The organism is Isoptericola sp. NPDC058082 (genome assembly GCF_042885055.1).
Lineage (GTDB): Bacteria > Actinomycetota > Actinomycetes > Actinomycetales > Cellulomonadaceae > Isoptericola.
On record NZ_JBHVSQ010000001.1, the window covers coordinates 292,348 to 305,591 of the forward strand.

General features: G+C 74.6%; 12 protein-coding genes. 4 read left to right on the forward strand and 8 right to left on the reverse strand.

The window, feature by feature from the left end:
• Positions 1–20: 20 nt before the first annotated feature.
• Positions 21–1,319, forward strand: a complete 1,299-nt coding sequence (locus tag ACFVS0_RS01340; protein ID WP_430551100.1) for a class I SAM-dependent RNA methyltransferase — start codon at positions 21–23, stop codon at positions 1,317–1,319.
• A gap of 28 nt (positions 1,320–1,347) precedes the next feature.
• On the opposite strand, the gene ACFVS0_RS01345 is transcribed toward ACFVS0_RS01340, so the two are convergent.
• Positions 1,348–2,085, reverse strand: a complete 738-nt coding sequence (locus tag ACFVS0_RS01345; RefSeq protein WP_430586939.1) for a DUF5701 family protein — start codon at positions 2,083–2,085, stop codon at positions 1,348–1,350.
• Positions 2,086–2,339: 254 nt separating this feature from the next.
• On the opposite strand from ACFVS0_RS01345, the gene acnA reads away from it, so the two are divergent.
• Positions 2,340–5,105 carry an aconitate hydratase AcnA gene (acnA, locus tag ACFVS0_RS01350; RefSeq protein WP_430551102.1) on the forward strand — a complete coding sequence of 922 codons (2,766 nt, stop codon included), beginning with the start codon at positions 2,340–2,342 and terminating at the stop codon, positions 5,103–5,105.
• 165 nt (positions 5,106–5,270) lie between these two features.
• Here the strand turns inward: acnA and ACFVS0_RS01355 are convergent, their stop codons facing one another.
• Positions 5,271–6,029 (reverse strand): SDR family NAD(P)-dependent oxidoreductase, encoded by a 759-nt coding sequence (locus ACFVS0_RS01355; protein ID WP_430586940.1) that lies wholly within the window; start codon positions 6,027–6,029, stop codon positions 5,271–5,273.
• Positions 6,030–6,174: 145 nt separating this feature from the next.
• On the opposite strand from ACFVS0_RS01355, the gene ACFVS0_RS01360 reads away from it, so the two are divergent.
• Complete coding sequence (locus ACFVS0_RS01360) at positions 6,175–6,885, forward strand: TetR/AcrR family transcriptional regulator (protein WP_430586941.1); 711 nt, start codon at positions 6,175–6,177, stop codon at positions 6,883–6,885.
• A gap of 72 nt (positions 6,886–6,957) precedes the next feature.
• Here the strand turns inward: ACFVS0_RS01360 and ACFVS0_RS01365 are convergent, their stop codons facing one another.
• Entirely contained in the window at positions 6,958–7,827 is an 870-nt protein-coding gene (locus ACFVS0_RS01365; RefSeq protein ID WP_430586942.1) for an alpha/beta fold hydrolase, read from the reverse strand.
• An 83-nt stretch (positions 7,828–7,910) separates the two neighbouring features.
• On the opposite strand from ACFVS0_RS01365, the gene ACFVS0_RS01370 reads away from it, so the two are divergent.
• A complete protein-coding gene (locus ACFVS0_RS01370; protein WP_430562332.1) occupies positions 7,911–8,600 on the forward strand; it encodes a TetR/AcrR family transcriptional regulator in 690 nt (229 codons plus the stop codon).
• 17 nt (positions 8,601–8,617) lie between these two features.
• Here the strand turns inward: ACFVS0_RS01370 and ACFVS0_RS01375 are convergent, their stop codons facing one another.
• The 5 genes from ACFVS0_RS01375 to ACFVS0_RS01395 are packed head-to-tail and all read right to left on the reverse strand — an operon-like array spanning position 8,618 to position 13,043.
• Positions 8,618–9,085 carry a DUF1801 domain-containing protein gene (locus ACFVS0_RS01375; protein ID WP_430586943.1) on the reverse strand — a complete coding sequence of 156 codons (468 nt, stop codon included), beginning with the start codon at positions 9,083–9,085 and terminating at the stop codon, positions 8,618–8,620.
• A gap of 60 nt (positions 9,086–9,145) precedes the next feature.
• Complete coding sequence (locus tag ACFVS0_RS01380) at positions 9,146–10,093, reverse strand: aminoglycoside phosphotransferase family protein (protein WP_430586944.1); 948 nt, start codon at positions 10,091–10,093, stop codon at positions 9,146–9,148.
• Between the two features lie 30 nt (positions 10,094–10,123).
• On the reverse strand, positions 10,124–10,825 hold the full coding sequence (locus tag ACFVS0_RS01385; protein ID WP_430586945.1) for a DUF4241 domain-containing protein: 702 nt from the start codon (positions 10,823–10,825) through the stop codon (positions 10,124–10,126).
• 36 nt (positions 10,826–10,861) lie between these two features.
• Entirely contained in the window at positions 10,862–11,587 is a 726-nt protein-coding gene (locus ACFVS0_RS01390; RefSeq protein ID WP_430551110.1) for an NUDIX hydrolase, read from the reverse strand.
• Positions 11,588–11,594: 7 nt separating this feature from the next.
• Complete coding sequence (locus tag ACFVS0_RS01395; RefSeq protein ID WP_430551111.1) at positions 11,595–13,043, reverse strand: GuaB1 family IMP dehydrogenase-related protein; 1,449 nt, start codon at positions 13,041–13,043, stop codon at positions 11,595–11,597.
• Positions 13,044–13,244 lie beyond the last annotated feature (201 nt).

The following is a 13,244-nucleotide window of genomic DNA, read 5'->3' on the forward strand; positions in this document are numbered from 1 at the left end:
CGCGGGGGAGAATGGTGCCCATGCCCCGACCTCGCCGTTCCGCGCCGCGCCCTCGACCCACCACCCCGGACCCGGAGGTCGGGCGGGAGGTCGAGCTCGAGATCGGCCCCGTCGCGCACGGCGGGCACTGCGTCGCACGGCTCGACGGCCGCGTCGTCTTCGTGCGCCACACCCTGCCCGGGGAGCGGGTCCGGGCGCGGGTGACCGAGACCGGCAGCCGCTTCTGGCGCGCCGACGCGGTCGAGGTCCTCGAGGCGTCGGCCGACCGGGTCCCGTCCGCCTGGCCCGAGGCCGGCCCGGGCGGGGTGGGCGGCGGCGAGCTCGCCCACGTGGCGCTGCCCGCGCAGCGCCGCTGGAAGGCCGCCGTCCTCGCCGAGCAGCTGCAGCGGCTCGCGAAGCTCGAGCGCGAGGTCGAGGTGGAGGCGGCGCCCGGCGACGACGAGCGCGGCGGGCTCGGCTACCGCACCCGCGTCGACCTCGTGGCCGACGCCGACGGGCGGGCCGGGATGCGGCGCTTCCGTTCGCACGACGTGGTGCCCCTCGACGGGATGCCGCTGGCCACGGACGCGGTCGCGGCGCTCGCGGACGCCGAGGAGGTGTGGACCCGTCGCTGGCGTCCTGGCGCCCGCCTCGAGCTCGTGGCACCGGCGGACGGCGCGGACGCCCTCCTCCTGGTCGACGAGGTGCCGTGGCGTCGGGGCCGCGGGGACACCCGCCCCAACGCCCGTCGGTCGGTCACCGAGACCGTGCGTGCGGGCGGCGCGGAGCACCGCTACCGCGTGGCCGCCGACGGCTTCTGGCAGGTGCACCGCTCGGCACCGGACCTGCTCACCGGCGCCGTGCTCGACGCGGTGGGCGACGCGGACGGGGCGACGGTGCTCGACCTGTACTCCGGCGCCGGCCTGTTCACGGTGCCGCTCGCCGCGGCCGTCGGGGGCTCCGGCCGCGTCGTCGCGGTCGAGGGCGACGCCCGCGCCGTGAAGGACGCACGCCGCAACGCCCACGACCTGCCGCAGGTCGAGCTGCACCTCGGCGCGGTGGACAGGGTGCTCGCCGACGGCGACGCGACCGGGGCGGACGTGGGCGCCGCCGACATCGTCGTGCTGGACCCGCCGCGCGCCGGTGCCGGCCGGTCCGTCGTCGACGCGATCGCCGGCCGCGGCGCGCGCCGCGTCGTCTACGTCGCGTGCGACCCGGCCGCCCTCGCGCGCGACATCGCGTACCTCGCCGGGCACGGGTACGGGCTCACCGGGCTGCGGGCCTTCGACCTGTTCCCGATGACCCACCACGTGGAGGCGGTCGCCGTCCTCGACCGCTGACGGCCCGACAGCGCCGCGGCCGGGGGAGTCAGGCCTGGCGGCCCACGGCGGAGGCGAAGCCGAGCCACGTGTGCCGGTTGCGCCACCAGCACCAGCCCACCTTGGGGGCGCCGCGCCGCTCGGCCCCGTCGCGGCCGGTCCCGTTCGAGATCCAGACGGCGGGCGTGCGCGCGTCGTAGCTGCCGTCCGGTCGCCGCAGCCGGGAACCGATCGTCATGAAGCACAGGTTCCGCGCGAGCACGTCGGGGGACTGGAGCACCCAGTGGACGCCCTCGGCGAGGGTGAGGGGGCTGCGGCCGCGAGCGGCGATCGCCGGCTCCGCCTCCTCGGGCGACCAGTTCGCCATCTCGTCGCCCCGGTCGGGAGCGGTGACGGCGTAGACGTCGGCGTCCGGCACGTCGACGCCGGGCACGGGGGCGAAGTCGTCGACGTCGGTCATGTCCACGACGACGAAGCCCGCGCGCTCCACGGCGCCGCCGCGGACGGTCGTCGTGCGCCGCAGGTGCCCGGCGAGCGCGGACGGCGGCAGCACCCGCGGGTGGACCACCAGGAGCGACCCGGCCGGTGCCGTGCGTTCCAGCGCCGCGGCGGCGTCGCGCAGCGCGGTGGGGGAGAGCGTCTCCGGCGGCACGACCTCGCGCGCCAGGAGCAGCTCGGCCTGGGCCGTGAGCGGCGGCAGGGCGGGCGGCGCGTCCGCGCGGGCGGTGCCGGCGTCGGACGTGGGATCGGCGGCTGCGGCGGAGGTCGTGGGGGTGCGCGACGGCATGGGCGTCCTTCCGGTCGAGGCAACTGCACAACGCGCTGGCCACGACCGTTGTTCCCGTGCGGCGTACGGAAATTCTCGGCCCGCTCGGGACGGGGGACCTGACGCCGAGATATCTTGACGTCAAGATATATGGGCTATGCTGACCAGGTGCCCGGCGTACGCTGGGCGGAGCCCCCAGAACCACGGCGTCGGAACCGTCGCGCCGCAGCGCGCGCACGGTGCCCTCGCCGGCCAGCCCCGCAGAAGGAGCCGCAGTGAGCAGCGTGGACACGTTCGGATCGAAGGGAACGCTGGAGGTCGGCGGGAAGGCCTACGAGATCTTCCGCCTCTCCGCCGTCGAGGGCGCCGAGCGCCTCCCGTACTCCCTGAAGATCCTCGCCGAGAACCTCCTGCGCACCGAGGACGGCGCCAACATCACCGCCGACCACGTGCGCGCCGTCGCCGCCTGGGACCCGGACGCCCAGCCCGACACGGAGATCCAGTTCACGCCCGCCCGCGTGATCATGCAGGACTTCACCGGCGTGCCCTGCGTCGTCGACCTCGCCACGATGCGCGAGGCCGTCGCGGAGCTCGGCGGCGACCCGAAGCGGATCAACCCGCTCGCGCCCGCCGAGATGGTCATCGACCACTCCGTGCAGATCGACGTCGCCGGCCGCGCGGACGCCTTCGCCCGCAACGTCGAGTTCGAGTACGAGCGCAACCACGAGCGCTACCAGTTCCTGCGCTGGGGCCAGACGGCGTTCGACGACTTCAAGGTCGTCCCCCCGGGCACCGGCATCGTGCACCAGGTCAACATCGAGTACCTGGCGCGCACGATCATGACGCGCGAGGTGGAGGTCGACGGGCAGAGCGTGCTCCGCGCCTACCCCGACACCTGCGTCGGCACCGACTCGCACACCACGATGGTCAACGGCCTCGGCGTGCTGGGCTGGGGCGTCGGCGGCATCGAGGCCGAGGCGGCCATGCTCGGCCAGCCCGTGTCGATGCTCATCCCGCGCGTCGTCGGCTTCAAGCTGTCGGGCTCCATCCCCGCCGGCGTGACCGCGACCGACGTCGTGCTCACGATCACCCAGATGCTGCGCCAGCACGGCGTCGTCGGGAAGTTCGTCGAGTTCTACGGCGCGGGCGTCGCCCAGGTGCCGCTGGCCAACCGCGCCACCATCGGCAACATGAGCCCCGAGTTCGGCTCGACCGCCGCGATCTTCCCGATCGACGACGTCACCCTGGACTACCTGCGCCTCACCGGCCGCAGCGACGAGCAGCTCGCGCTCGTCGAGGCGTACGCCAAGGAGCAGGGCCTGTGGCTCGACCCGAGCTCGGACTCCTACGTGGAGCCGAAGTTCTCCGAGTACCTCGAGCTGGACCTCGGCACCGTCGTGCCGTCGATCGCCGGCCCGAAGCGCCCGCAGGACCGCATCGAGCTCTCGCACGCGAAGGCCGCCTTCGGCCGCGACCTGCCGGTCTACGCGCCCGAGGTCACCGACGTCGTCGACGAGGCCGAGAAGGAGTCGTTCCCGGCCTCCGACTCGCCCGCGATCCACGCGAACGGCCGCCGCACCGTGCCCGTCACGGACAGCGAGGGCAAGGAGTTCGACCTCTTCCACGGCGCCGTCGCGATCGCGTCCATCACGTCGTGCACCAACACGTCGAACCCGTCGGTCATGCTCGCCGCGGCGCTCCTGGCCAAGAAGGCCGTCGAGAAGGGCCTCGTGTCCAAGCCGTGGGTCAAGACCTCGATGGCTCCGGGCTCGCAGGTCGTGACCAACTACTACGAGAAGGCCGGCCTCTGGCCCTACCTCGAGAAGCTCGGCTTCCACCTGGTCGGCTACGGCTGCGCCACCTGCATCGGCAACTCCGGCCCGCTGGACGAGAAGATCTCCGAGGCCGTCAACGAGCACGACCTCGCCGTCGTCTCGGTGCTGTCCGGCAACCGCAACTTCGAGGGCCGCATCAACCCCGACGTGAAGATGAACTACCTGGCGTCCCCGCCGCTGGTCATCGCCTACGCGCTCGCGGGCACGATGGAGTTCGACTTCGAGTCCGACCCGCTGGGCCGTGACGAGGCCGGCGACCCCGTCTTCCTGCGCGACATCTGGCCCTCCCCCGAGGAGGTCCAGGCCACGATCGACGCCTCGATCGACCGCGACATGTTCACCAAGGACTACGCGGACGTGTTCACCGGCGACGACCGGTGGCGCGCGCTGGAGACCCCGGAGGGCGACACGTTCTCCTGGGACGGCGAGTCCACCTACGTGCGCAAGCCCCCGTACTTCGAGGGCATGGGCGCCGAGCCGTCGCCGGTCGCCGACATCTCGGGCGCCCGCGTGCTGGCGAAGCTGGGCGACTCGGTCACGACCGACCACATCTCGCCCGCCGGCTCCATCAAGGCGGACAGCCCGGCCGGCAAGTACCTGGCCGAGCACGGCGTGGGCCGCCGGGACTTCAACAGCTACGGCTCGCGCCGCGGCAACCACGAGGTCATGATCCGCGGCACGTTCGCGAACATCCGCCTCAAGAACCAGCTGCTGGACGGCGTCGAGGGCGGCTTCACGTTCAACTTCGTGAAGAACGCCCAGGACACCATCTACGACGCGGCGCAGGACTACGCGGCGCAGGGCACCCCGCTGGTCGTGCTCGGCGGCAAGGAGTACGGCTCCGGCTCGTCGCGCGACTGGGCCGCCAAGGGCACCGCGCTGCTGGGTGTCAAGGCCGTCATCACCGAGTCGTTCGAGCGCATCCACCGCTCCAACCTCATCGGCATGGGCGTGCTGCCGCTGCAGTTCCCGGCGGGCGAGAACGCCGAGTCCCTCGGCCTGGACGGCACCGAGACGTTCGACATCGCGGGCATCACCGCGCTGAACGACGGCGCCACCCCGGAGACGGTCAAGGTCACCGCCGCGAAGGCGGACGGCTCGACGGTCGAGTTCGACGCCGTGGTGCGCATCGACACCCCCGGTGAGGCGGACTACTACCGCAACGGCGGCATCCTGCAGTACGTGCTGCGCTCGCTCGTCGCCTGAGGCGGAACCGCAGACTCGGGCGGCCATGAGAGTCGCCTGACGAGCGGCGCCGCACCACGACAGCGCCCCGTCCCTCCTGCGCGGAGGGGCGGGGCGCCGTCGTGCTCAGGGGGCGGCGGGCAGGCGCGTCGCCAGGACGCCGATCGCGACGCTCCGCCGCGCTGGTCAGGGGTAGACCTGGACCTCACCGCCGTCCACGAACAGCTCGCTGCCCGTGATGAAGCTGGACTGATCCGAGGCCAGGAAGAGGACGGCGTTGGCGATCTCGGCCGGGTCGGCGGCGCGTCCCAGGGGTGTGCTGCTCGCCAGCTCGTCGAGCAACGCACCCGCCTGCTCCGGGTTCTCGGCGAGGCCGCGCAGCCCCGGCGTGTCGGTGGGGCCGGGCACCATCGTGTTGACGCGCAGGCCGCGGTGCGCGAGCTCGGCGGCCCAGACCCGGCCGAGCTGCCTGATGGCCGCCTTGGTGGCGGAGTAGACCCCGAAGCCGGCGGTGCCGCGGTGCGCCGAGCTGGACCCGGTGAGCACGATGCTCCCGCCGTCGTTCAGCAGCGGGAGCGCCTTCTGGACCGTGAAGACGGTGCCACGCAGGTTGATGCCGAAAGTGTGGTCGAAGGCCTCGGGCGTGAGCGAGGCGAGGGGCTGTCCCGCTTCGCCGCCGCCGGCGTTCGCGAAGAGGATGTCGAGGCGATCCCCGTCCGCGGCGATCCGTTCGAACAGCCTGTCGAGGTCGTCCAGGTCGGAGACGTCGCTCTGGATCGCGATCGCCTTGTCGCCCAGCGCGTGCGCCGCGGCGTCGAGCACCTGCTTTCGGCGTCCGGTGAGGTAGACCCGCGCGCCCTCGGCGACGAAGCGTTCCGCCGTGGCGAACCCGATGCCTGTGCTCGCGCCGGTGACCAGGGCTGTCCTGTCGGTGAGCTGACCCATGAGAAGTCGTCCTCTGCGATGTGGTGTGTGGACCGCCGGAGGGGGCGGGCGGTCGGCGGTGGCATGGCGTGCGAACCAGTTATGGACCGCACGGTCCACGATATCCATGGTGGACCGAGCGGTCAAGAATTGGTACCGTGGGCCGATGGCGAGGCCACGGCAGTTCGATGAGGACGCGGTGCTGTGCTCAGTCCGTGACCAGTTCTGGGACGCGGGCTACGCGGCGACGTCGCTCCAGGACCTCATGCGTGTCAGCGGCCTGGGCAAGGGCAGCCTCTACGCCGCCTTCGGGGACAAGCACCAGCTCTTCCTCCGGGTGCTGCGCCGGTACGTGGCAGCGCTCGACCATGCGGTGCGTGGGGCGGTCGACTCCGCTCCGCGCGCGGTGGACGCGCTGCGCTCGTTCGTGCTGACGCCGGTGGGCGATCCCGCCGGCAGGGCTGCCCGGCGCGGGTGTCTGCTCGCCAACAGCACCACCGAGCTGGCTTCCGCCGATCCTGTCGTCGCCGCTGAGGCGCGGCGAGCCTACGAGGGGATCACGGCGGCGCTGACCGAGGGTGTGCGACGGGCTCAGGTGGAAGGTGACCTGAGCGCCTCGATCGACCCCGTCGGCGTCGCCCGGGCGCTGCTGGCCGCGCAGCAGGGCCTGACGTTCATGGGTCGCGCCGGGATGGATGTCGAGACGCTGGCGGCCACCGCCGATTCGCTGGCGACCCAGCTCCTGCCCGCCGCGGTCGACCCTCGGGACGGCATGGATCCGCCCCGTGGACCGGGGGATCCCGTCGCTTCGGCGTCGGGTGTTGTGCGCCCAGCCGCCACCCCGCCGGGAGGTGCATCGCCGCCGGCGGCGTCGTGACCAGATCCACCACCATTGCTGCGCCGGTGCGGTCAGCTCCCGGGTCCGTCGCGGCCCGCGCGGCCCGTCCGTTCACCGTCTCACGGTCAGGGGCAGCGGCGCCGTGACGTGCGCGACGACGGCCGCCACGACGGCGGGGTCGTCGAGCACCCGGGTGTGGCCGAGGCCGCGGGTGGTGAGGAGGCTGCTGCCCGGCACCGCAGCGTGCAGGAGCGGCGCGCCCGCGGGCAGCGACATGCGGTCGTCGTCGTCCTGGACGAACAGCGTCGCGACGTGCTCCGGGACGGGGTGCGCGACGAGGTCGATCCGGGAACGGACGTCGCGCACGTCGCCGGGAAAGGTGCGCTCGACGTGGTCGCAGAGGCGCTCGTGCAGCCCGGCGGGCATCCCCACCAGGCGCAGGAAGGACTCCGCGATGGCGTCGAAGCCGGTCATCGCCGCGACCGAGACGAAGCGGTCGACGGGCAGGCCGTCGGCCAGGGCGAGGCCGGCGGCGAGGCCGCCGAGGGAGTGTCCGACCACGGCGGCGAACGGCCCTTCGGTGTCGTGCACGGCGCGGATCGCCGCCATGTGCTCGAGGGCGGACATGCGCCGGCCGGTGGACTCGCCGTGGGCCACGCCGTCGAACGACACGACGCCCAGGCCGGTCGCCTCGAGGGGCGTGACGAGGCCCGCGAGCCGCGAGGCTCGGCTCTTCCAGCCGTGGACGAGCAGCACGGCGGGCGCCCGGCGGTCGCCCCACCGGTACGTGACGACCTGCTCGCCGCCGACGTCGACGGCTCGGCGCTCGGCGCGTTCGTGCACGGCGCGGTCGGCCGGCCGGACGTCGGCCGGTGGGCCGACGTGCCAGAACGCGCGCGCGGCGACCCGCACCGCGAGCGGTGGGGCGACGGCGGACAGCGCGCGCAGGCCGGTGCTGACGGGGGCGGGGACGTAGGGCACGGCGGCCTCCTGGTGTGGGCGGGCAAGATAACTGTACGAACGTTCGCACAGTAACACCGAACGAACGGTCGTACACTCATCTCGTGAGCATCGAGACGCCGACCACCGCGACAGGCTCCCCGACGAGCACCTCCGGCGACGTGCCTGCCGACGGCCGCCGCGTGCGCGGGGACCGGTCGCGGCGCGCCGTCCTCGACCTCGCCGTCCAGGACGCGTCCGTCCGCGGCCTCGAGGCGCTCACGCTCGGCTCGCTGGCCGCCCGGCTGCCGGTCAACAAGAGCGGGATCGCGGGCCTGTTCGGGGGCAAGGAGGGGCTGCAGCTCGCCGCCGTGGAGCACGCCCGGACCATGTTCGTCGAGGCTGTCGTCGAGCCCGCGCGCGTGGCCGCGCCGGGTCTCGCCCGGTTGTGGGCGCTCGTGCGGCAGTGGTCGGACTACTCCCGCCGCCGGGTGTTCGCCGGCGGGTGCTTCTTCCGCACGGTGGAGGTCGAGTTCGACACGCAGGAGGGGGCGGTGCGCGACGCGGTCGTCATGGCCCACCGCGACTGGACGTCCTACCTGCGCCGGCACGCCGAGCTCGCGGCGGGCGCCGGGGAGCTCGCCGCCGACACCGACGTCGACCAGCTCGCCTTCGAGATCACCGCGATGCTGAACGCCGCCAACGACGGTTCGCTGCTGCTCGGCGACGACGCCGTCTACGACCGTGCGCTCGCCGCCGTGCGGGGCTCGCTCGAGGCCCGTGGCGCCGACCCGGCGGCCCTCGACGCCGGCTGACGGCTACCCGTGGAGGATCAGCGGGGTGCCGACGTCGGGTCGCCGCCCTCGCGCGCCCGCAGCCCGTACGTCCCCGCCGTGAGCGCGGCGTACGACGCGGCGACGATCTCCGCCAGGACGCCGAGGTCCACCTGCGCGAGGTCCTTGAGGTAGAGGCATCCCACCCCCGTCGTGTGGGTGCCGAGGCGGGCGAGCGCGTCGGCGTGCGTCTCCACGCCGTCGGAGAGGTAGACGACGCTCGCCGCCGCCCGCGGGGAGAACCCGGCGGCGGCCGCGTGACCCGTGCGGCCGCTCGCGTACGCGTACCGGTACTCGCCGAAGCCCACGATCGACGTGCCGAACATCCGCGGCGGCTGCCCGGTGGTCCGCTCCATCAGGGCGAGCAGGGTCTCGGCGTCCCGCCGCCGCGCGGGGCGAGCCACGGCGGCGACGAACGCGCGCGGGTCGGCGTCGGTCCAGGTGGTCCTCTGGGGGTCAGCGGCCATGCTCCCGAGTCTGCCCCACGTCCGCCCGGGTCCGGGCCCGATCGTGCCGCGTCCGGGCCCTCAGGCCGCCTCGTCGAGCAGCGCCGCGAGCCCGTGCCGGCCGATCGGAAGCAGCCGGGGGTGCAGCTCCGGATGGGCGAGCATGTTCGTCGCGTACAGCAGCGACCAGCCCGCGGCCCGGGCCCACGTCGCGTCGTCCCACCCCCGCCCCTCGTTCGCGTGCGCCTGCACCACGGCGCGGAACGCGGCGCGGCCCTCGGCGTCGAAGCACAGCCACAGGCAGCCGAGGTCCGAGGCGGGATCGCCGGACGTCACGTCGCCCCAGTCGACGACGGCGGCGAGCCGGTCCCCTCGCCCGTCCTCGCCCGGCCCGACGACCAGGTTCGCGGGGTGGGGGTCGCCGTGCAGCCACACCGCGGGCCCGGCGTGCTCGGGGGCGCCGAGCGCGTGGTCCCAGAGACGACGGGCGGCGGTGCGGCCGCCGGCGGGGACGGCCGCGAGGCGATCGTCGAGGGCCCGCGGGTCCTGCGCCTCGGCACGTGCCGCCAGCGGGACGCCGCGCACCGGGTTGGCCGGCGCGTCGTCCGGGGCGGGCGCGTGGACCGCCGCGAGGAGGCGGCCGAACGTCCCGGCCCAGGCGGTGCGGTCGGCCACCGGCGTCGCTTCCGCGCTCACCCCGTCCGCCCACGGCACCACGTTCCAGGACCACGGGTAGCCGAGCGCCGCGCTCGGTCGCCCGACCCGCACCGGCACGGGCACGACGACGTCGGGCACCGCGGCGCGCAGCCGGTCGGCCAGCGTGGGCAGCGCCCGCTGCTCGTGCTCGACGAGGGGCGCGGCGAGGGCGCGCCGTGGCAGGCGCACCGCCAGGTCGTCGCCGAGGCGGACCATGACGTTGTCCCACCCGTGCGCGACGATCTCCAGCGGGCGGCCGGCCAGGTCCGGGTGCTGCTCGGCGAGCAGCGCGCGGGTCAGGGGGACGTCGACGTCGATCTCGGCGGCAGGCATCGGACCATCATCGCGGACGCGCGCCCGAGGTCAGTCGCCCGGGGCGGCGTCGTCGCCCTCCGCCTCCCACCACGGCACGGCCTCGACGACCTGGAGGTCGATGTGCACCCCGGTGAGCGCGCCGCCCGCGTCGTGGGTCGTGACCACCGGGTAGAAGCCGTCTCCCCACCCCGAGTGGGAGAGCACGACGTTCTCGCCGTCGGCGGCGTGGGGGAGCGGCGCGTTCGCGGCCCCGACGACGAGGTGGTCGGCGGAGTCCTGCAGCGCGAACCAGGAGTCCGCGCCGCCGTGGTCGACGACCTCCTCGTACCAGTCGTCGACCGCCGCCGTCGCGACCCGGACGGCCCGCGCGTCGGCGAAGCCCACCGCGCCGGCGTCGACGCCCACCCCGAACCACAGGGGCTCGCCCGCCTCGTCCGTCGTGCTGCGCCCCTCGGGCACGAAGGGCCTGACCTCGGCGGCGGGTGCGTCGGCCAGGACGACCGAGAGATAGGCCTCGCGCAGGTGGCTGCCGTCCTGCTCCTGCGAGACGTCGGCGACCGTGACGCGCACGGGGTAGGTGCCGGCAGGCACGGGGACCTCCAGGCCCTCGCCCAGGGTCACGTACGGGTCGGAGGCCTCGAGCCTGCCGGACGGGAGGCGCACCGCCCCGAGGTCGTGGACGACGAGGTCGTAGGGCGTGCCCTCGGGGCGGCCCGTGCGCAGGGCGAGGAAGGGGGAGCCGGGTTCCATGGCGCGGACGCTAGCGGCCCCCGCCGACACCGCAGGTCAGAGCTCGCGCTCGCGGCCGCGGTCCCACGGCTCGGTCCACCCCAGGCGGTCGAACGCGGCGTCGAGGATGCCCGCGGTGAAGCCCCACACCAGGTGCGGCACGCCCGCGCCGTCGAGCACCTCGAACCCCGGTCCGCGCCAGGTGCGGCCGGCGCGCCGCAGCACGGTCGTCACGCGGTGGTCGGGGTCCAGGAGGTCGGCCACCGGGGCGCGGAACACGTGCGCGGACTCCCCGACGTCCACCACGCGCACGGGGGTGGGCCGCGACCACCAGCCGAGCACCGGCGTGACGAGGTGGTTGCTCACCGGCATCGGCAGCTGCGCCAGGGTGCCGAGCACCTCGACGCCGCCCGCGTCGAGCCCCGTCTCCTCGACGGCCTCGCGCAGGGCCGCGTCGACCGGCGTCTCGCCGTCCTCGGCCCGGCCGCCGGGGAACGCGACCTGCCCGGCGTGCGAGCGCAGGGTCGCCGCCCGCTCCAGGAGCAGGACGTCGAGGTCGTGGGCGACGGCGAGGGCCTGCGCGTCATGGTCGGCGGCCAGGTCGTCCAGCACCCCGAAGAGCACGAGGACGGCTGCGGGGCGGGCGGAGGCGGCGTCGAGGTCGCCCCGCGCGAGACCCCAGTCGGAGAGGAACCGGCGGTCCGTCGCCAGCGCCGCGAGCTGCGCGCGGGCGGCGTGCCCGCCCGCGCCGGGGTCCGTCGCGGCGGTCGTGCCCGTGCTCACGGTCGGCTCACCAGCTCGTGGCGACCGGCATGCCCTCGGCGTAGCCGGCGGCGGACTGGACGCCCACCAGCGCGCGCTCGTGGAACTCCCCGAGCGTGCGCGCGCCGGCGTAGGTGCAGCTGGAGCGCAGGCCGGAGGTGATCTCGTCCAGCAGGTCCTCGACGCCCGGGCGCAGCGGGTCGAGGTACATCTTCCCGGTCGAGATGCCCTCCTCGTACAGCGCCTTGCGCGCCCGGCCGAACGCCGAGCCCGCCCCGGCGGTGCGGGCGGCGACCGCGCGGGCCGACGCCATGCCGAACGAGTCCTTGTACAGGCGGCCGGTGCCGTCGTCGTGCAGGTCGCCGGGCGACTCGTACGTGCCGGCGAACCAGGAGCCGACCATGACCTGCGACGCGCCGGCCGCCAGGGCCAGGGCGACGTCGCGCGGGTGCCGCACCCCGCCGTCGGCCCACACGTGCTTGCCGAGCTCGCGCGCGGCGGCGGCGCACTCCAGCACGGCGGAGAACTGGGGGCGGCCGACGGCGGTCTGCATGCGCGTGGTGCACATGGCGCCCGGGCCCACGCCCACCTTGAGGATGTCGGCGCCCGCGGCGACGAGGTCGCGCACGCCCTCGGCCGTGACGACGTTGCCCGCGACGACCGGCACCTGCGGGTCGACGGAGCGCACGGCCTCCAGGGCCTGGAGCATCTTGGACTGGTGCCCGTGCGCGGTGTCGACGACGAGCACGTCGACGCCGGCGTCGAGCAGCTCGCGCGTCTTGGCGGCGACGTCGCCGTTGATGCCCACGGCCGCGCCGACCCGCAGGCGGCCCGCGGCGTCGAGGGCGGGCCGGTACACCGACGAGCGCACGGCGCCCTTGCGCGTCAGGACGCCCGCGAGGGCGCCGTCGCGCACCACGGGCGCGAGGTGGATCTTGGCGGCGTGCATCCGCTCGAACGTGGCCTCGAGGCCGTCGGCCTCCAGCTGGACGGCGTCGAGCGCGACGACGTCGTCCGACATCACCTGGTGCACCTGCGCGAACCGGTCCACGGCCGCGCAGTCGCCCTCGGTGACGACGCCGACGGGCTTGCCGTCCTGGACCACGACGGCGGCGCCGTGCGCGCGCTTGCCCAGCAGGGTGAGCACCGTGGAGACGGTGTCCGAGGGCGCGACGACGACGGGCGTCTCGATGACCGGGTCCTTGGACTTCACGTCGGCCACCACGTCGGCGACGACGTCCACCGGGATGTCCTGCGGGAGGATCGCGATGCCGCCGCGGCGGGCGACGGTCTCCGACATCCGGCGGCCCGCGACGGCCGTCATGTTCGCCACGACCACGGGGATCGTGGTGCCGGTGCCGTCGTCGGTCGCGAGGTCGACGTCGAAGCGGCTGGTCACGTCCGAGCGGGACGGGACCATGAAGACGTCGCCGTAGGTGAGGTCGGTGGTGGGCTGCTGCCCGTCGAGAAAGCGCACAGGTGTCCCCTGGGAGATGTGTCGGGAGAGGACGAGCTTCCTGGGTCGTCCCTCTGCCGAACGCTCGCCGGCGGTCACGTGTTCCCGTCGGCCAGGGACGAAACTACCCTCTACCGCGCCCGCACGTGGCGGTGCGCGGTCCGTGGGACGTCCCGGACCACCGGGCGGGACCGCCTAGAGTGGTGTGGCTATGAACGGGGA

Coding starts and splice junctions, on each gene's coding strand:
- ACFVS0_RS01340 (WP_430551100.1), top strand. CDS start 21: ATGCCCCGACCTCGCCGTTCCGCGCCGCGCCCTCGACCCACCACCCCG.
- ACFVS0_RS01380 (WP_430586944.1), bottom strand. CDS start 10,093: ATGCCTGCCGCCGAGATCGACGTCGACGTCCCCCTGACCCGCGCGCTG.
- ACFVS0_RS01375 (WP_430586943.1), bottom strand. CDS start 9,085: ATGGCCGCTGACCCCCAGAGGACCACCTGGACCGACGCCGACCCGCGC.
- ACFVS0_RS01355 (WP_430586940.1), bottom strand. CDS start 6,029: ATGGGTCAGCTCACCGACAGGACAGCCCTGGTCACCGGCGCGAGCACA.
- ACFVS0_RS01360 (WP_430586941.1), top strand. CDS start 6,175: ATGGCGAGGCCACGGCAGTTCGATGAGGACGCGGTGCTGTGCTCAGTC.
- ACFVS0_RS01385 (WP_430586945.1), bottom strand. CDS start 10,825: ATGGAACCCGGCTCCCCCTTCCTCGCCCTGCGCACGGGCCGCCCCGAG.
- ACFVS0_RS01345 (WP_430586939.1), bottom strand. CDS start 2,085: ATGCCGTCGCGCACCCCCACGACCTCCGCCGCAGCCGCCGATCCCACG.